A 16039-nucleotide genomic window follows, 5' to 3' on the forward strand; every position below is an offset into this window, starting at 1 on the left:
CCCATCAACTTCGTCGAGCATCGCGCTCGCGCAGATAAGCCACCACCGCTGCCTGCTCCCCGGCGAACTCGATGCGCGCGCCTTTGCTTTCGCGCTGGAACGCGTACATCGGGTCGTAATACTCGCGCAGCAACCCTTCGATCCACACCCGGTGCAGGTCCACCGCGCCACTGCGGGCCTGTTCCGCCAGGGCATCCTGCAAAACTGCCTGCAACCGCTGGAAGCGCTCGCCGCCCAAACGTTTGTGGATATTGATCAGGCTCTGGGTCAAGCGCTCGGCAAACAGCGCCTGGCCGGTGTCGCCAAACACCTCAACAAATTCCGCACACAGATCGACCACATAATCACGCAGGATGCGCTCGACGCGGCCTTCAACACTGTCTTCCAGCCACACCATCGGGAACGCCTGCATGCCCTTGTGCAACGGCAACGGCAGCGCGCAACTGCCGATCATGCGGCTCTCATCCTCGACCACAAACTGCTCGATGCCGCCCGCGCGTTTTTTCAGCAGGTCTACCGCCAGGCGGTTCTCGAAGTCGATGTTGGACGGCTGCGCCGTGGCGCGCTTGCCGAAGCTGGAGCCACGATGGTTGGCGTGGCCTTCCAGGTCAAGGGCGTTGCGCAGTTGGCCAAGTACTTCGGTCTTGCCGGTGCCGGTCATGCCGCCCAGCAATACGAAATCACACTCGGCCGTGGCCTGCTCCAGCGTGTCCAACAAGAAAGTACGCATGGCCTTGTAGCCACCGCCAACGCGCGGATACTCGATACCGGCTTCGGTTTTAAGCCATTGCTGCACGATCTGCGACCGCAACCCACCACGAAAGCAGTACAGGTAACCGTCGGGGTTGGCCTGGGCGAACTGCGCCCAGTGTTCGATGCGTTCGGCCTTGATCGCCCCGGACACCAGCTCGTGCCCCAGCACGATGGCCGCCTGCTGGCCCTGCTGCTTGTAACAGGTGCCGACCCGTTGGCGCTCGTCGTCGGTCATCAGCGGCAGGTTGATCACACCAGGGAACGCGCCCTTGGTGAATTCAATCGGCGCACGGGTGTCCATCATTGGCCGGTCGTTGAGGAAGATGTCGCGGTAATCGGTGATGTCGGTCGCCATCAAAACACCTCGACCGCGTTGGTCTGTCGCTCAACCAGTTCGCCGATTGGCTCAAGGCTCAGGCCCAGTTCAGCGGCCACCGCCTGGAACTCGGCGTCGCCTTCAGGGGTGACCGCGATCAGCAGGCCGCCGCTGGTCTGCGGGTCGCACAACACGCGTTTGTGCAGTTCCTGCAGGCGCCCGAGCTTGCTGGCGTAGCTGTCGAAGTTGCGCAAGGTGCCACCCGGCACGCAGCCTTGTTCCAGGTAGTACTCGACCCCTGGCAGGCGTGGGACTTTTTCGTATTCGATGCGGGCCGTCAGGCCACTGCCGTCGGCCATTTCGACCAAGTGGCCAAGCAGGCCGAAACCGGTGACATCGGTCATGGCGCTCACGCCCGCCAACTTGCCAAAACGGCTGCCGGGCTTGTTGAGGGTACACATCCAGTCACGGGCCAGGCCGATGTCCGCCTCGCGCAACTTGCCCTTTTTTTCGGCGGTGGTGAGGATGCCGATGCCCAGGGGTTTAGTCAGGTACAAACGGCAGCCGGCGGTGGCGGTGTCGTTGCGTTTCATGTGGCGCTTTTGCACCAGGCCGGTCACCGCCAGGCCGAAAATCGGCTCCGGGGCGTCGATGGAATGGCCACCCGCCAAGGGGATGCCGGCTTCGTCGCACACCGAACGGCCGCCACGGATCACTTCACGGGCGATCTCCGGCGCCAGCACATTCACCGGCCAGCCGAGAATCGCGATGGCCATCAACGGGTCGCCGCCCATGGCGTAGATGTCGCTGATGGCATTGGTGGCGGCGATACGGCCGAAGTCGAAGGGATCATCGACAATCGGCATGAAAAAGTCAGTGGTGGAGACCACGCCGCGCTCGTCGTCGATGGCGTACACCGCCGCATCATCACGCGAGGCGTTGCCCACCCACAGCTTGGGATCAAGGTTCTGTGCGCCGCTGCCGGCAAGGATCACTTCCAGCACCTGGGGCGAAATCTTGCAGCCGCAACCCGCGCCGTGGCTGTACTGGGTAAGGCGAATCGGCTCGTTCATGGTGGACCTCAAGCTATCAAGTGCGCGGATTCTATCAGACAGCAAAAGGCCGGCTGGACTCTTGCGAGTGCAGCCGGCCTTTTAGGCATTGCTTTTACTGTTTGGCAGCCAGTAAACGCTTGTGCCGGTTACGTCGTGCAATGTTCAAGCACTCGATCGCTGCCGAGAACGCCATGGCCGCATACACGTAGCCTTTTGGCACATGGGCGCCGAAGCCTTCGGCGATCAGCGTCATGCCGATCATGATCAAGAAGCCCAGCGCCAGCATCACCACGGTCGGGTTGTCGTTGATGAACTTGGCCAACGGCTCTGCCGCCACCAACATCACGATCACCGAAACCACCACGGCAATGATCATGATCGGCAAGTGCTCGGTCATGCCCACGGCAGTAATGATGCTGTCGATGGAGAACACCAGGTCGAGCAACAGGATCTGCCCGATGGCCGCAGCAAAGCCGATGGACACGGCATTGCCGGCGCTGGCCTTCTCTTCAGGCTCCGGGTCCATGCTGTGATGGATCTCGGTCGTCGCCTTCCACACCAGGAACAAGCCACCGGCGATCAGGATCATGTCTTTCCAGGAGAACGCCTGACCCAAGATCTCGAACACCGGCGCCGTCAATTGCACGATAAATGCGATGGTGCTCAACAGGCCCAGGCGCAGGATCAACGCCATGCTGATACCGATGCGCCGCGCCTTGGCCCGGTGCTTCTCGGGCAATTTGTTGGTGAGAATCGAGATAAAGATCAGGTTATCGATGCCCAGCACGATTTCCATGACGATCAAGGTAGCCAGTGCGACCCAGGCGGTGGGGCTGGCGGCCAGTTGTAAAAGGTAGTCCATAGGTCAGTCCTGACGTTGTACGGGGAAATTAGGCTTCTTTACTGTTCGATTCAGACTCGTTTTCTTCCTGATCATCCTTTTTTTCCGGACTGATCAAGCCTTGTGTCGCTTCACTCAACGCCTGTTCGGCGGCCTTGTGGGTTTCATCGATCACTTGCTTGGCCGATTCGGTGGCCTTGCCCATCACCTGCTGTGCGCTTTTTTCGACTTGGTCACAGCCGCTGATCATCACCAATGAAAGCGCAAGCAACGACGCCGCGCCCAGGGAATTGAGTTTCATGATGTATTCCTCGTTAGAACCTTTGGGTCCAAATAGTGGCCCCTCGATAGCGAGGCATTCTATGCAGACGAACAGTTCAGTAAAATTCGTATTTTTCTCGAGTATACTTCGGTTTTTACGAAGTGTAGGTCGCCATGCTGAATTATAGACAGCTGCACTACTTCTGGGTTGTGGCCAAGACCGGCAGCATCGTGCGCGCCTGTGAGCAACTTAACCTCACGCCGCAGACCATCAGCGGGCAGATCAGCCTGCTGGAGCAAACGTTCGGTATCGCACTGTTTCAACGGGTGGGACGCCAGCTGGAGTTGACCGAGGCCGGGCGACGGGCCCTGCCGTACGCCGAACAGATGTTCCAGACCGGCAATGAACTGGAGGCGATATTGCGCGCGCAGCCTAATGAGCAGCAGATTTTGTTCCGGGTCGGGGTGGCGGACGTGGTGCCCAAGTCCATCGTCTACCGGCTGATCGCGCCGACCATGGAGCTCAGCGAACCGATCCGCATCACTTGCCGTGAAGACAAACTCGAACGTTTGTTGGCCGACCTGGCGATCCAGCGCCTGGACCTGGTGATCTCCGACAGCCCGATGCCCACGCACCTGGACATCAAGGGCTACAGCCAGAAGCTGGGGGAATGCGGCATCAGCTTTTTCGCCACCCAGGCCTTGGCTGACCAGCACGGCGGCGATTTCCCACAGTGTTTGCACGATGCGCCGCTGTTGATTCCGGGGGCAGAGACCGTGGTGCGCAGCCGCTTGCAGCGCTGGTTTGCCGAGCAGCAGATTCAACCCAGGATCATCGGTGAGTTTGACGACAGCGCCTTGATGCAGGCGTTTGGCCAATCCGGCAGCGGGATCTTCATCGCGCCCAGCGTGATTGCCGACGAGGTGGTGCGCCAGTACGGCGTGGTGCTGATTGGCCAGACGTTTGCGGTGACCGAATCGTTTTACGCGATCTCGGTGGAGCGCAAGGTCAAGCACCCCGGCATCGTGGCGATTACCGAAGGCGCTCGACGAGAGCTGTTTACCGCCCTGCCCTGACGCCTCAGGCCGGTGTCGGCACTGGCTTGGCGGTCATCAGCCACAGCGCCAGCAGGATCGACACCAGGATAAACCCCGAGGCGGCAAAGCCCAGGCTGCCCAGGCCCAACGTGTCGATCACATGCCCACCCACCAGCGCCCCCAGGCCGATGCCCAGGTTGGCCCCCGCGATGTTCAGCGACGCGGCAAACGCCGGCGCATGGGGCGCGGCCTTCATCAACCGCACATGGCTGACCAGGAACATCGCCGCCTGGGTCACGCCCCACACTGCCATGGCCGCCGCCAGCCCGACTGTGGAGTGAATCGCCGGAACCACCGCCACCATGCCGGCGATCATGAACCCGCAGAACACCATAGAGGCGATCAACGGGTGGCGATCCACGGCGCGACCGCCGAGGGAGTTGCCGATCAGGCCGACCGCGCCGAAGCCCATCAGGCACCAGCCGACCAGCGTGCCGTCGAAACCGGCCAGGCGCTCAAGGATGTCCGCCAGGTAGGTATAAGCGGTAAACATGCCGCTGAAGACCAGAATCGACAACAGGATATGCCCTTGCATCAACGGGCTGCGCAGGAGCTTGAACTGCGAACGCAGCGTGACTTGCTCGTTCTTCGCCTTCGTCACCGGCAGGTAGATAAACAGCAGCAGCGCCTTGGCCAGCGCAATCACCGCCAAGATGGCAAACGCGCTGCGCCAGCCGAACATGTCGGAAATCAGCGTGCCCACCGGAATACCGAACACGGTCGCGCAGACAATCCCGAAACCAATTTTCTCGATCGCCCGGCCCGCGTATTCAGGGCCGACGATGTCCACCGCCGTTTCACTGGCCAGCGCCCAGAACACTGGCAAGCCCAACGCAGGGATCAAGCGCGCCACGGCCATCACCCAGATATTTGGCGCCAGGGCCGCCACGGTATTGGCCACGGCAAACATGATCAGGATGGCAATGAAAAGGCGCTTACGCGGGAACCGCGCGAAGTAAGCGGTCAGGAATGGGCCGAACGCCGCAACGGTGAACGCGAACAGTGTCACCAGCAGCCCGGCCTGGGACACGCTGACATTCAAGTCCCGGGCAATCGACGGCAACAGGCCGACGATAACGAATTCTGTGGTCAGCACGGTAAAGCCGGCCGCCGACAGCAGCAGGATGGGAAACAGCATGGAAACTCCAGAAACGACGACATCAACGACAGCCCGAGGGGCTCGCTGACAGAGAGGAAAGATGAGAGGGAGGAATCTTAACAGAACATGTCCGGACTTGGCGAAGGCCGGCTGACAGCGGGTAACGGAATGCCGCAGCGACCGGGACATTTCCCACAGCATGCTAGACTTCGCGACCCGCGTCCTACAGCCCTTTCTGATTGCGCCGCTGAGCCTCCCAAAAAAAAACGAGAGACAAGTGTTTATGACTGCTGCCCCTTCCCTTTTGCAACGACTGCTGCGCGTCAGCCTGGTCACGCAAATCGTCATCGGCCTGATCGCCGGCATCCTTATGGCCTTGCTTCTGCCCGAAGCGGCCAAGGCCTCCGGGTTTATCGGCAAAGTGTTTGTCGCCGCGCTCAAGGCCGTGGCACCGATCCTGGTTTTTGTGCTGGTGATGGCGTCCATTGCCAGCCATAAACATGGCCAACAAACTCATATCAGGCCGATCCTGTTCCTGTACCTGTTGGGCACCTTTGCCGCCGCCGTGGTGGCGGTGATTGCCAGCGCGTTGTTCCCCTCGACGCTGGTGCTCGCCACCCATGACACCACCGTGAGCGCCCCCGGTGGCATCCTCGAGGTGCTGCAAAGCCTGTTGCTCAGCGTGGTGGATAACCCGGTGAGTGCGCTGATGAACGCCAACTTTATCGGCATCCTGGCATGGGCCATCGGCTTGGGCATTGCCATTCGCCATGCCAGCGAAACCACCCGCACCGTGCTCGATGACCTGTCCAACGGCGTGACGCTGATCGTACGCGTGGTGATCCGCTTTGCGCCGCTGGGCATCTTTGGCCTGGTGGCCTCGACCCTGGCCACCTCCGGCTTCGGCGCACTGCTCGGTTACGCCCACCTGCTGGTGGTGTTGATCGGCTGCATGCTGTTCGTGGCGCTGGTGGTCAACCCGGCCATCGTGTTCTGGAAACTGCGCCGCAACCCCTACCCGCTGGTGCTGATGTGCCTGCGTGAGAGCGGCATCACTGCCTTCTTCACCCGCAGCTCGGCGGCGAATATTCCGGTGAACCTGGCGTTGAGCAAACGCCTGGGGCTGCATGAAGACACCTATTCGGTGTCAATCCCGCTGGGTGCCACCATCAATATGGCCGGGGCCGCGATCACCATCACCGTGCTGACCCTGGCCGCTGTGCACACGTTGGGAATTGCCATCGACCTGCCCACCGCGGTGTTGCTCAGCGTGGTCGCGGCGATCTGCGCCTGCGGTGCATCGGGCGTCGCCGGCGGCTCGCTGCTGCTGATTCCCCTGGCGTGCAACCTGTTCGGCATTCCCAGCGAAATCGCCATGCAGGTGGTGGCGGTCGGATTCATCATCGGTGTGTTGCAGGACTCGGCGGAAACCGCGCTCAACTCGTCGACCGATGTGCTGTTTACGGCGGCGGCGTGCCTGGGCAAGGAAGAGCAGTTGGCCTGAAACCCGCGCACAAAAAAGCCCGGCTCGGTTCGCTAAAGAACCGAGCCGGGCTTTTTTATGACTGCGCTTAGAAAGCGCCCATGTAATCACGCTTGCCCACTTCCACACCGTTGTGACGCAGCAAGGCGTAAGCGGTGGTGACGTGGAAGAAGAACTGCGGCAGGCCGTAGGTCAGCAGGTACGACTGGCCGCTGAAGCGCTTCTCTTTCGGGGTGCCTGGGCGGGTGATGATTTCGATGCCTTCCTTGCCGTCGATCTGGGCCGGGGTGATGGTGTCGACGAAGGCCAGTACCTTGGCGATCAGCGCTTGCAGGTCGGCGAAGGTCACTTCGGTATCTTCGTATTTCGGCACTTCAATCTCGGCCAGGCGTGCGGAAACGCCCTTGGCGAAATCGACGGCGATCTGCACCTGGCGCACCAGCTGGAACATATCCGGGAACAAACGCGCTTGCAGCAAGGCGTTCGGATCGATGTTCTTGGCGGTGGCGTGGGCTTCGGCTTTGTTCAGCACATCGCTAAGGGCGGTGAGCATTTGCTTGAAGACTGGGATGGAGGCGGCGTACAGGGAAATAGTCATGACAGTCTCATCGATAATGGCAGGGTTGGAACCAGCGGCGATTATAGCCATGCCCGCCGCTTGTCTTTTATTTTTTCAGGATTAGGCTAGTGACCTTCACTGCATAGGGAAAGCGCGATGACCGCCGAGCACGACACCGACACCCCTGAGCCGCGCCTGAACAGCACGGAAATCCGCCTCCTGGGCTGCCTGATCGAAAAACAGGCGACCAACCCCGAAACCTATCCCCTGACCCTCAACGCGCTGGTGCTGGCCTGCAACCAAAAGACCAGCCGCGAGCCGGTGATGAACCTCAGCCAGGGCCAGGTCGGCCAAAGCCTGCGTGCGCTGGAAGGCCAGGGTTATACCCGGCTGGTGATGGGCAGCCGCGCCGACCGCTGGGAACATCGCGTGGACAAGGCGCTGGAACTGGTGCCGGCCCAGGTGATCCTCACCGGCCTGCTGTTTCTGCGTGGGCCGCAGACGGTTAACGAACTGCTGACACGCAGCGGGCGCATGCATGACTTCGAAGATGCCGAGCAGGTGGTGCACCAACTCGAACGCCTGATTGCGCGCGGACTGGCGTTGCTGGTACCGCGTCAGGCGGGACAGCGGGAGGATCGCTATACCCATGCGTTGGGGGACCCGGCGGATATCGAGGTGATTATCGCGGCGCGGGGGAGTCCGGTGGAACGTGGGGCCGCCGGTGGTGTTTCCTTGGAGCGAATCGAAGAGCTGGAAGCGCGGATTGCCGCACTGGAAGAGCGCCTGGCGCGCCTGGAATAAGCGGCTTTTGTGGCATTCACATGCCCTGTGGCGAGCGGGCTTGCCACAGGGAATGTGTATGCCTTCAGCTGCGGGCAAACACCACGGCTTTCTCAAACTGCTCCTGCGTCGGCCGCACACCGGTGTAGAGCACAAATTGCTCCAACGCCTGAATCGCGATCACTTCCAGCCCGGTGATCACACGCTTGCCTTGGGCACGCCCGCGCACGATCAATGGGGTTTCAGCGGGGATCGCCACCACATCGAAGACAGTGTCAGCCGCATCGATAACATCCGCTTCAAACGACAACGCATCCGCCTCGGCCCCACCGGTCATGCCGATGGGCGTCACATTGATCAGCATCTGCGGGCGCAACTCGCCTAGCTCCGCTTGCCATTCATACCCCAGGTTCTGTGCCAACGCCCGGCCTGCCGGTTCATTGCGCGCCACGATCACGCCATTGGCGAAGCCACCATCGCGCAACGCACTGGCCACGGCCTTGGCCATGCCGCCGCTGCCACGCAGGGCGAAGGTCGATTCCTTCGGCACCGCATGCTTTTTCAGCAGTTGTTCGATGGCGATGTAATCCGTGTTGTAGGCCTTCAGACGGCCGGCGGTATTGACGATGGTGTTCAAGGAGTCGATGGCTTGAACTGAATCGTCGAGTTCTTCCACTAAGGCAATGGCGGCTTCCTTGAATGGCATGGAAACCCCGCAACCACGCACCCCCAGCGCCCGGATACCGCCGATCGCGCCGGGCAAATCCTGGCTGCTGAAGGCTTTATAGTAGAAGTTCAAACCCAGCTGTTCGTACAGATGGTTATGAAAACGCAAGCCAAAATTCCCGGGACGCGCCGACAGTGACATGCACAGTTGGGTGTCCTTGTTGGGGTGCATCTGCATGGGTAACTCCTTGAAGTAAGCAAATCGATACAGACCTTACACAACCTTTACCTAGCGGCTGTGCTGTTTTTCAGAAATACGTTGTCTTAAAAGTATCCCCGCGACATTACTTGAGTCTATTGATTGCAGACCACAAGCGCAGGGGCTAACCGAGGAATGACCATGATTCGTAAAATCCCCAAGATCGCCTTGCTGATCGGTGCACTCGCTATGGCAGGCCAAGCCTCCGCCCACGGTGGTGGATGGGGTGGCCCGGCCGTCTTGGGTGCGATAGTAGGCGCAGCCGTCGTGGGCTCTGTGGTTGCCAGCCAGCCGCGCGAGGTCTATGTGCAGCAGCCGGTGTATGTGCAACCGCAGCCGGTCTACGCCGCGCCACCACCGGTCTACTACGCACCGCCACCACCGGTGTATGTGCAACAACAGGTCTATTACCGCCCGGCGCCGGTCTATTACGGGCCGCCACGTGGCTACTACGGTCCTCCCCACGGTGGCTACTACGGCCGCGGCTGGTAACCTTGAACTGACGCACCTGAACAGGCCTCGCCCACCCGCGGGGCCTTTTTTTGGGCAACGATTTATCCGGAAAAGTCCGGATTGATCGCGCCAAGGTCGCTATGAGGACAGTGACCTGGCGGCAATCCCACATCATTGAGGTCGAAAGTCTACTTGCCCGATATGGGCTCGCGCTGTCATGTTTATGTCACGACACACTCACACACTCATCCTGTCCACCCAATAACAACACGGACGACTGACCATGCCCACGCAAAACCCGCACCGCACCGCCGGACTCTGTACGTCCAGCAAGGTCTATAGCGCCTTGACCGAACTCAAGCACCTCGAAGGCCACCGCAGCGCAAAATTCCTAGCGTTACTGGCGGAGAGCCTGGTGCAAAAGGGCCTGCTCAGCGAGCAGGAAGTGGTGAAAATGCTCGACCAGGTGGTGGATTGACACCTGGCGTTGATGTCGACTATCGAGCCAGGTGATTTTTCCTCGACGCTCACGCCCCGTAAGGTGACCTCCATAGCAACCGGAGGTATTTATGCCCACTATTCAGATCATGTCCGTCATCGGCAGCGCCGTTCCCGCCCCCTTGCGCAAACTTGGACTGCTCGCATGCTGGTACCTGGTACGCGATGGCGAGCCTATCAGCGGCCCGCTCACCTCGTTGTCCGCGGCTGAAAAACAGCTGCAACAAACATCCTGCTTCAGTCTCCACGCCTGAGCCCTACGGCAACGGCAACTTGACCCGTGGCTTGCTTTCGACAAACAACGCCCAGCTGGACATGAACAATGCCGCCACCAGCGGCCCGATCACAAACCCGTTCAGGCCGAAGACCGACAGCCCGCCCAAAGTCGAGATCAGAATCAGGTAGTCCGGCATCTTGGTGTCCTTGCCTACCAGGATTGGGCGCAGCACGTTGTCCACCAGGCCGATCACGAAGACGCCGAACAAGCCCAGTACCACGCCTTGCCAGATCGCCCCGCTCATCAGGAAATACGCCGCCACCGGGCCCCACACAATCCCCGCACCCACCGCCGGCAGCAGCGACAGAAACGCCATCAGTACCGCCCAGAGCAGCGCACTGGGAATATCCAGAAACCAAAAGATCAAACCACCCAGCGCCCCTTGGGTCACGGCCACCAGCACATTGCCCTTGACCGTGGCACGCACCACCCGATTGAACTTGAGTTGCAGGCGACGCTTTTGCGGCTCGGCCAACGGCACCGCCGTACGCACCTTGCGCACCAACTCCGGGCCGTCGCGCAGTAGGAAAAACAGCAAATACAGCATGATGAAAAAGCTCACCAGGAAATCAAACGTGCCCTGGCCGAAGCTGAACGCCTGCGTGGCGAAAAACTGACTGCCCTGCATCGCACTCTTGACGATCTTCTCGCGCAGGCCTTCCAGGTTGCCCATGCCGAAGCGGTCGAGCAGGTGCTGGAAGTACGGCGGCAGGAAGTTCTTGAACTGCTCGATATAGCCGGCTACGTCCAACTTGCCGCTTTCGATGTTTTTATAAAGCGTGGCACCCTCTTGCACCAGCAAGGCGCTGGTGATGATCACCGGCAGAATCGCGATCACCAGGCAGACCATCAGGGTGCCCAGCGAGGTCAGGTTGCGGTTCCAGCCAAATTTCGCCTGCAGGCGCCGCTGCATCGGGGCAAAGATGATGCCCAGAATGACCGCCCAGAACACCGCGCCATAAAACGGCAGCAATATCCAGATAAAGGCAATGGTCACCAGGACCAGCAGTAACAGCAGAGTTTTGAATTGCAGGTTGGTTTGATTCATGTTCGATCCATGTCAAAAAAGCCGGGCGCGCGTTTGCGTCCAGGTGCTTAGTCCGCCGAAAATCCTGGGAGTGCCATCTGTGTTGCCGTAAGCGTAGACCTGGATCAATAAAGCCTCGCGGACCTTCGGCTACGCTCGCGGCCTTTTGCGGCCCGATACTCATGCCTCTCATCCTTGCCCCCGAACTGCTCGCCCCCGCCGGCACCCTGAAAAACATGCGCTACGCCTTCGCCTACGGCGCCGATGCGGTGTATGCCGGCCAGCCGCGCTACAGCCTGCGCGTGCGCAACAACGAATTCGACCACGCCAACCTGGCCCTCGGCATTCAGGAAGCCCACGCGCTGGGCAAGCGTTTTTACGTGGTGGTGAACATCGCGCCGCACAACGCCAAGCTGAAGACCTTCCTCAAGGACCTGGCCCCGGTGATCGCCATGGGCCCGGATGCGCTGATCATGTCCGACCCCGGGTTGATCATGCTGGTGCGGCGGCACTTCCCGCAGATGCCAATCCACTTGTCAGTGCAGGCCAATACGGTGAACTGGGCCAGCGTGGAGTTCTGGCAGCAGCAAGGCATCTGCCGTGTGATTCTGTCGCGGGAACTGTCACTGGAGGAGATCGACGAAATCCGCCAGCAGGTGCCGGCCATGGAACTCGAAGTGTTTGTGCACGGCGCCTTGTGCATGGCCTACTCCGGGCGCTGCTTGCTTTCGGGGTACATGAACAAGCGCGACGCCAACCAGGGTTCCTGTACCAACGCCTGCCGCTGGAAATACCAGGCCACACCGGCAGTGGAAAACGCTACCGGCGATATCGTCCAGGAATATCAGCCGGAGCCAACGCTGGGCATCGGCGCGCCGACCGATCAGGTGTTCCTGTTGCAGGAGGCCAATCGCCCCGACGAGCAGATGCCCGCCTTCGAGGATGAGCACGGTACCTACATCATGAACGCCAAGGACCTACGGGCGGTGCAGCATGTGGAGCGCCTGGCCCGGATGGGCGTGCATTCGCTGAAAATCGAAGGCCGCACAAAATCCCACTTCTACTGCGCGCGCACCACCCAGGTGTATCGCCAGGCGATTGATGATGCGGTGGCCGGTCGCGCCTTCGACCGCAACCTGATGACCGACCTGGAATCCCTGGCCCAGCGCGGTTACACCGAGGGTTTCCTGCGCCGCCACGTGCACGATGAATACCAGAATTACCAGAACGGCAGCTCGGTATCGGAGCGTCAGCAGTTTGTCGGGGAGTTGACCGGCGAGCGTCGGGGCGAGTTGGCCGAGGTCAAGGTGAAGAATCGTTTTGCCGTGGGCAATCACCTGGAATTGATGACGCCCGCCGGCAACTTTCACTTTGACCTGGCCACCTTGCACAACGCCAAGGGCGAAGCCATCAAAGTGGCGCCAGGCGACGGGCACACAGTGTATGTGCCCCTGCCGGCCGAGATGGACCTGCGCTTCGGCCTGCTGATGCGCGATGTCTGAAAGCGCTAGATCTTGAACTGACCGACCAATTGCCCCAACCGCTGGCCCAGGTCCGCCAGGCTGCGGGAGGTCTGGGCGCCCAGTTGGGTTTCATCGGCCACGCTGTCAACCGCCACGGCAATCTGGTGCACGCTGCGGTTGATCTCTTCGGCCACCGCGGTCTGCTCTTCGGCGGCGCTGGCAATTTGCGCGTTCATCGAGTTGATGGTGCCGATCAGTTGCGCCATGGTGTCCAGCGACGCGCCGGCCTGGTTGGCCTGGGCCGAGGTTCCTTCGCCGGCATCGCTGGAACGGCGCATGGCGTCGACGGCGGCTTCGGTGCCTTTTTGCAGGCGGTCAATCATGCCCTGGATTTCCTGTGTGCTGCTCTGGGTGCGGCTGGCCAGGGCGCGCACTTCATCGGCAACCACGGCAAACCCACGCCCGGCCTCCCCCGCCCGCGCGGCTTCGATCGCGGCGTTGAGGGCCAGCAAGTTGGTCTGTTCGGCGATCGAGCGGATCACGCTCAACACACTGACAATCGACGACACATCCTGCTGCAGGCTGTCGAGGGACACGCCGCTGCTGCGGATATCGTTCACCAGCGCATGTATCTGCGCGATGCTGCCGTCGACCACGCGTTTGGCGGACTGGCCTTCCACGTCAGTTTGCTGGGCGGCGACCGAGGCACCTTGAGCACTACGCGCAACTTCTTGCGCAGCAGACGACATCTGGTTGATCGCGGTGGCCACCTGGTCAGTCTCGTGGCGCTGGCGTTCCATGGCCTGTTCCGAACGCTGGGCCTGGTCGGACACCTGGCTCACCAGCCCGGTGAGTTGCGAGGTCATTTCGGTGATCTGGCGTACCAGGCCGTGGATCTTGTCGACAAAACGGTTGAACGCGCCAGCAAGATCGCCCAGTTCGTCGTGACTGGTGATGGCCAGGCGGCGGGTCAAATCGCCTTCACCGGCGGCGATGTCATCCAGGTTGGCTTTCATCAGGTGCAACGGGCGCAGGATGGTATTGGCCAGCAGCATACCCACGGCCGCGATCACCAGCAGCACCACCACGGCCACGCCGAGAATGCTCAGCAGCACACCTTCCATGCGTTTCTCGACCTTGGCCTCGACTACTGCCACCTGGGCTTCGATGCCATCCAGGTTTACGGAGGTGCCGATGACCATGTCCCACTTGGACAGGTACTCGGTGTAGCCGAGCTTGGGCACCAGTTCGGTCTGGCCGGGCTGGGTCGAGCTGTATTGCAGGTAGTGGGTGCCGTCCTTGCCGACCTTGACCAGGTCGCGGTTGACGTAGACACCGTTGGGGTCGCGGTTGTCCTTGAAACTCTTGCCGACGCCGTCCGAGCTGTTGCCCTTGAACAGGCGAATGGTCTCGGAGTCGTAGCCGAAGAAGTAACCGTCCTTGCCGTAGCTGGTATTGGACAGCAGCTTGACCACCTGAGCCCGCGCGGCGATGTCGCCGGGGGCGGCTGCATCGTAGAGCGGCTTGATGGTGCTCATGGCCACTTCCACATAACTTTGCAGGGTCGTCTTGGCGTTGTTGAGCAAACGCTGGCGGGTTTCATCCACCTCGTTGCGCGCTTGCCCCTGGAGAATCCACACGGTGGTCAGGCTGATCACCAAGGCAAACAGCAGCACCGGCACTACGGCGAGGGACAGGACTTTGGCCTTTAAACTCAGACGCATGGCTTTTCTCTCTTGTTAGGCGACTTGAGAGGTTAGCGGCCAATTGCCCGAATTCTGTAGGACAAAAGCTATTTGTGGTGACTGGGCTTGTTGTGGGTTACAGCGTCATGGCGGCAATCCAGCCAAACGCCAGCAACGGAATGTTGTAGTGCAGGAACGTCGGCACCACGGTGTCCCAGATATGGTGGTGCTGGCCGTCGATGTTCAGGCCGGAGGTCGGCCCGAGGGTAGAATCCGACGCGGGCGAGCCGGCATCGCCCAAGGCGCCGGCTGTGCCAACAATGCACACGATGGCCAGCGGGCTGAACCCCAGTTGCACGCACAACGGCACAAAAATCGCCGCGAGGATCGGCACCGTGGAAAACGACGAGCCGATGCCCATCGTCACCAACAGGCCCACCAGCAACATCAGCAACGCCCCTACCCCACGGCTATGGCCGATGAATGCCGCCGAGGTTTCCACCAGCGAGCGCACGTCACCCGTGGCCTTGAGTACTTCGGCAAAACCCGAAGAGGCGATCATAATGAAGCCGATCATCGCCATCATCTTCATGCCTTCGGTGAACAGGTCGTCCGTTTCACGCCAGCGCACGATGCCCGACACCGAGAAGATCAGGAACCCGGCCAGGGCGCCGATAATCATCGAGTCCAACCACAGCTGAATGATGAACGCCGAGGCAATCGCCAGGCCGGCCACGAGCAGAGTCAGCGGGTTGTACTGCACCGCCACCTGCTCGACCCGCTCGATTTTCTCCAGGTCATACACACGCTTTTTGCGGTAGCTGACAAACACCGCCACCAGCAGGCCGACCACCATGCCCAGCGCCGGCAGGCCCATGGCGTGGGTGACGTTGACCTGGCTGATGTCGACACCGCTCTTGGCCACGTTGGCCAGCAGGATCTGGTTGAGGAATATATTGCCGAAGCCCACGGGTAGGAACATGTACGGGGTGATCAGGCCGAAGGTCATCACGCAGGCAATCAGGCGGCGGTCCAGTTGCAGCTTGGTCAGCACATACAACAGCGGCGGCACCAGCAACGGGATAAACGCGATGTGGATCGGCAGGATGTTCTGCGAGGCAATCGCCACCACCCACAACAGGCCGATCAGCAGCCATTTGACGTGGCTGCCACCCGTGGCTTCCTGGCGGTCAACCAGCATCAGCGCCTTGTCCGCCAGTGCATGGGCCAGTCCTGACTTGGCAATCGCCACCGCGAAAGCACCGAGCAGTGCGTAGGACAAGGCCACGGTCGCCCCACCGCCCAACCCACCGTTGAACGCCTTGAGCGTCGCGTCGATGCCCAGGCCGCCGGTCAAGCCACCCACCAGGGCGCCAACGATGATGGCAATGACTACATGCACGCGGGACAAGCTGAGCACCAGCATGGTGCCGACCGCGGCGATGACTGCGTTAATCATGGAT

17 protein-coding genes and 1 pseudogene are annotated in these 16039 nt (G+C 60.9%); 7 read left to right on the plus strand and 11 right to left on the minus strand.

Features of this window, described 5'->3' with window-relative positions:
- Nucleotides 1–4: 4 nt before the first annotated feature.
- From mnmH to ACR52_RS22585, 4 genes are all read right to left on the minus strand, one after another.
- Nucleotides 5–1108 (minus strand): tRNA 2-selenouridine(34) synthase MnmH, encoded by a 1104-nt coding sequence (gene mnmH, locus ACR52_RS22570; RefSeq protein WP_048729649.1) that lies wholly within the window; start codon nt 1106–1108, stop codon nt 5–7.
- Nucleotides 1108–2142, minus strand: coding sequence for a selenide, water dikinase SelD (gene selD / locus ACR52_RS22575; protein WP_048729651.1), 1035 nt, complete (start codon nt 2140–2142; stop codon nt 1108–1110). Before selD ends, mnmH begins: the two co-directional genes overlap by 1 nt.
- 94 nt (nt 2143–2236) lie before the next feature.
- The gene (locus ACR52_RS22580) at nt 2237–2986 is read right to left on the minus strand and encodes a TerC family protein (RefSeq protein WP_048729653.1); all 750 of its coding nucleotides are present in this window, start codon (nt 2984–2986) and stop codon (nt 2237–2239) included.
- A 28-nt stretch (nt 2987–3014) separates the two neighbouring features.
- A complete protein-coding gene (locus ACR52_RS22585; RefSeq protein WP_048729655.1) occupies nt 3015–3266 on the minus strand; it encodes a hypothetical protein in 252 nt (83 codons plus the stop codon).
- A gap of 134 nt (nt 3267–3400) precedes the next feature.
- Here ACR52_RS22585 and nhaR point away from each other — a divergent pair, with 134 nt between their 5' ends.
- Complete coding sequence (nhaR, locus tag ACR52_RS22590; RefSeq protein WP_048729656.1) at nt 3401–4303, plus strand: transcriptional activator NhaR; 903 nt, start codon at nt 3401–3403, stop codon at nt 4301–4303.
- A gap of 4 nt (nt 4304–4307) precedes the next feature.
- On the opposite strand, the gene ACR52_RS22595 is transcribed toward nhaR, so the two are convergent.
- The gene (locus tag ACR52_RS22595; protein WP_048729659.1) at nt 4308–5462 is read right to left on the minus strand and encodes an MFS transporter; all 1155 of its coding nucleotides are present in this window, start codon (nt 5460–5462) and stop codon (nt 4308–4310) included.
- A 244-nt stretch (nt 5463–5706) separates the two neighbouring features.
- Between ACR52_RS22595 and sstT the strand changes: the two genes are divergently transcribed.
- On the plus strand, nt 5707–6927 hold the full coding sequence (gene sstT, locus ACR52_RS22600) for a serine/threonine transporter SstT (RefSeq protein ID WP_048729661.1): 1221 nt from the start codon (nt 5707–5709) through the stop codon (nt 6925–6927).
- Between the two features lie 67 nt (nt 6928–6994).
- On the opposite strand, the gene ACR52_RS22605 is transcribed toward sstT, so the two are convergent.
- The gene (locus ACR52_RS22605; protein ID WP_048729663.1) at nt 6995–7504 is read right to left on the minus strand and encodes a DUF1993 domain-containing protein; all 510 of its coding nucleotides are present in this window, start codon (nt 7502–7504) and stop codon (nt 6995–6997) included.
- 117 nt (nt 7505–7621) lie between these two features.
- On the opposite strand from ACR52_RS22605, the gene ACR52_RS22610 reads away from it, so the two are divergent.
- Nucleotides 7622–8269 (plus strand): YceH family protein, encoded by a 648-nt coding sequence (locus ACR52_RS22610; RefSeq protein WP_048729664.1) that lies wholly within the window; start codon nt 7622–7624, stop codon nt 8267–8269.
- A 64-nt stretch (nt 8270–8333) separates the two neighbouring features.
- On the opposite strand, the gene ACR52_RS22615 is transcribed toward ACR52_RS22610, so the two are convergent.
- Nucleotides 8334–9152, minus strand: coding sequence for a shikimate 5-dehydrogenase (locus ACR52_RS22615; RefSeq protein WP_048729665.1), 819 nt, complete (start codon nt 9150–9152; stop codon nt 8334–8336).
- A 156-nt stretch (nt 9153–9308) separates the two neighbouring features.
- On the opposite strand from ACR52_RS22615, the gene ACR52_RS22620 reads away from it, so the two are divergent.
- The 3 genes from ACR52_RS22620 to ACR52_RS22630 all read left to right on the plus strand — a co-directional run bounded on the left by ACR52_RS22620 (nt 9309) and on the right by ACR52_RS22630 (nt 10378).
- Nucleotides 9309–9665, plus strand: a complete 357-nt coding sequence (locus tag ACR52_RS22620) for a hypothetical protein (RefSeq protein ID WP_048729666.1) — start codon at nt 9309–9311, stop codon at nt 9663–9665.
- Nucleotides 9666–9909: 244 nt separating this feature from the next.
- Nucleotides 9910–10104 carry a hypothetical protein gene (locus ACR52_RS22625; RefSeq protein ID WP_048729667.1) on the plus strand — a complete coding sequence of 65 codons (195 nt, stop codon included), beginning with the start codon at nt 9910–9912 and terminating at the stop codon, nt 10102–10104.
- Nucleotides 10105–10195: 91 nt separating this feature from the next.
- Entirely contained in the window at nt 10196–10378 is a 183-nt protein-coding gene (locus ACR52_RS22630) for a hypothetical protein (RefSeq protein WP_048729669.1), read from the plus strand.
- A gap of 3 nt (nt 10379–10381) precedes the next feature.
- Here the strand turns inward: ACR52_RS22630 and ACR52_RS22635 are convergent, their stop codons facing one another.
- Nucleotides 10382–11449 carry an AI-2E family transporter gene (locus ACR52_RS22635; protein ID WP_048729671.1) on the minus strand — a complete coding sequence of 356 codons (1068 nt, stop codon included), beginning with the start codon at nt 11447–11449 and terminating at the stop codon, nt 10382–10384.
- A 161-nt stretch (nt 11450–11610) separates the two neighbouring features.
- On the opposite strand from ACR52_RS22635, the gene trhP reads away from it, so the two are divergent.
- Nucleotides 11611–12930 (plus strand): prephenate-dependent tRNA uridine(34) hydroxylase TrhP, encoded by a 1320-nt coding sequence (trhP, locus tag ACR52_RS22640; protein ID WP_048729673.1) that lies wholly within the window; start codon nt 11611–11613, stop codon nt 12928–12930.
- Between the two features lie 5 nt (nt 12931–12935).
- Here the strand turns inward: trhP and ACR52_RS31850 are convergent, their stop codons facing one another.
- The 3 genes and pseudogenes from ACR52_RS31850 to ACR52_RS22650 all read right to left on the minus strand — a co-directional run bounded on the left by ACR52_RS31850 (nt 12936) and on the right by ACR52_RS22650 (nt 16032).
- The gene (locus ACR52_RS31850) at nt 12936–13757 is read right to left on the minus strand and encodes a methyl-accepting chemotaxis protein (protein WP_406955523.1); all 822 of its coding nucleotides are present in this window, start codon (nt 13755–13757) and stop codon (nt 12936–12938) included.
- Between the two features lie 36 nt (nt 13758–13793).
- A pseudogene (locus tag ACR52_RS31855) lies at nt 13794–14615 on the minus strand (cache domain-containing protein); the annotation flags it as partial.
- A gap of 97 nt (nt 14616–14712) precedes the next feature.
- Nucleotides 14713–16032 (minus strand): Na+/H+ antiporter family protein, encoded by a 1320-nt coding sequence (locus tag ACR52_RS22650; protein WP_161799314.1) that lies wholly within the window; start codon nt 16030–16032, stop codon nt 14713–14715.
- Nucleotides 16033–16039 lie beyond the last annotated feature (7 nt).

This window comes from Pseudomonas fildesensis (genome assembly GCF_001050345.1).
Lineage (GTDB): Bacteria > Pseudomonadota > Gammaproteobacteria > Pseudomonadales > Pseudomonadaceae > Aquipseudomonas > Aquipseudomonas fildesensis.

Bases quoted from the DNA above. Each gene is read 5' to 3' on its own strand.
- mnmH (WP_048729649.1), bottom strand. From the start codon at position 1,108: ATGGCGACCGACATCACCGATTACCGCGACATCTTCCTCAACGACCGG.
- selD (WP_048729651.1), bottom strand. From the start codon at position 2,142: ATGAACGAGCCGATTCGCCTTACCCAGTACAGCCACGGCGCGGGTTGC.
- ACR52_RS22580 (WP_048729653.1), bottom strand. From the start codon at position 2,986: ATGGACTACCTTTTACAACTGGCCGCCAGCCCCACCGCCTGGGTCGCA.
- ACR52_RS22585 (WP_048729655.1), bottom strand. From the start codon at position 3,266: ATGAAACTCAATTCCCTGGGCGCGGCGTCGTTGCTTGCGCTTTCATTG.
- nhaR (WP_048729656.1), top strand. From the start codon at position 3,401: ATGCTGAATTATAGACAGCTGCACTACTTCTGGGTTGTGGCCAAGACC.
- ACR52_RS22595 (WP_048729659.1), bottom strand. From the start codon at position 5,462: ATGCTGTTTCCCATCCTGCTGCTGTCGGCGGCCGGCTTTACCGTGCTG.
- sstT (WP_048729661.1), top strand. From the start codon at position 5,707: ATGACTGCTGCCCCTTCCCTTTTGCAACGACTGCTGCGCGTCAGCCTG.
- ACR52_RS22605 (WP_048729663.1), bottom strand. From the start codon at position 7,504: ATGACTATTTCCCTGTACGCCGCCTCCATCCCAGTCTTCAAGCAAATG.
- ACR52_RS22610 (WP_048729664.1), top strand. From the start codon at position 7,622: ATGACCGCCGAGCACGACACCGACACCCCTGAGCCGCGCCTGAACAGC.
- ACR52_RS22615 (WP_048729665.1), bottom strand. From the start codon at position 9,152: ATGCAGATGCACCCCAACAAGGACACCCAACTGTGCATGTCACTGTCG.
- ACR52_RS22620 (WP_048729666.1), top strand. From the start codon at position 9,309: ATGACCATGATTCGTAAAATCCCCAAGATCGCCTTGCTGATCGGTGCA.
- ACR52_RS22625 (WP_048729667.1), top strand. From the start codon at position 9,910: ATGCCCACGCAAAACCCGCACCGCACCGCCGGACTCTGTACGTCCAGC.
- ACR52_RS22630 (WP_048729669.1), top strand. From the start codon at position 10,196: ATGCCCACTATTCAGATCATGTCCGTCATCGGCAGCGCCGTTCCCGCC.
- ACR52_RS22635 (WP_048729671.1), bottom strand. From the start codon at position 11,449: ATGAATCAAACCAACCTGCAATTCAAAACTCTGCTGTTACTGCTGGTC.
- trhP (WP_048729673.1), top strand. From the start codon at position 11,611: ATGCCTCTCATCCTTGCCCCCGAACTGCTCGCCCCCGCCGGCACCCTG.
- ACR52_RS31850 (WP_406955523.1), bottom strand. From the start codon at position 13,757: ATGACCTCGCAACTCACCGGGCTGGTGAGCCAGGTGTCCGACCAGGCC.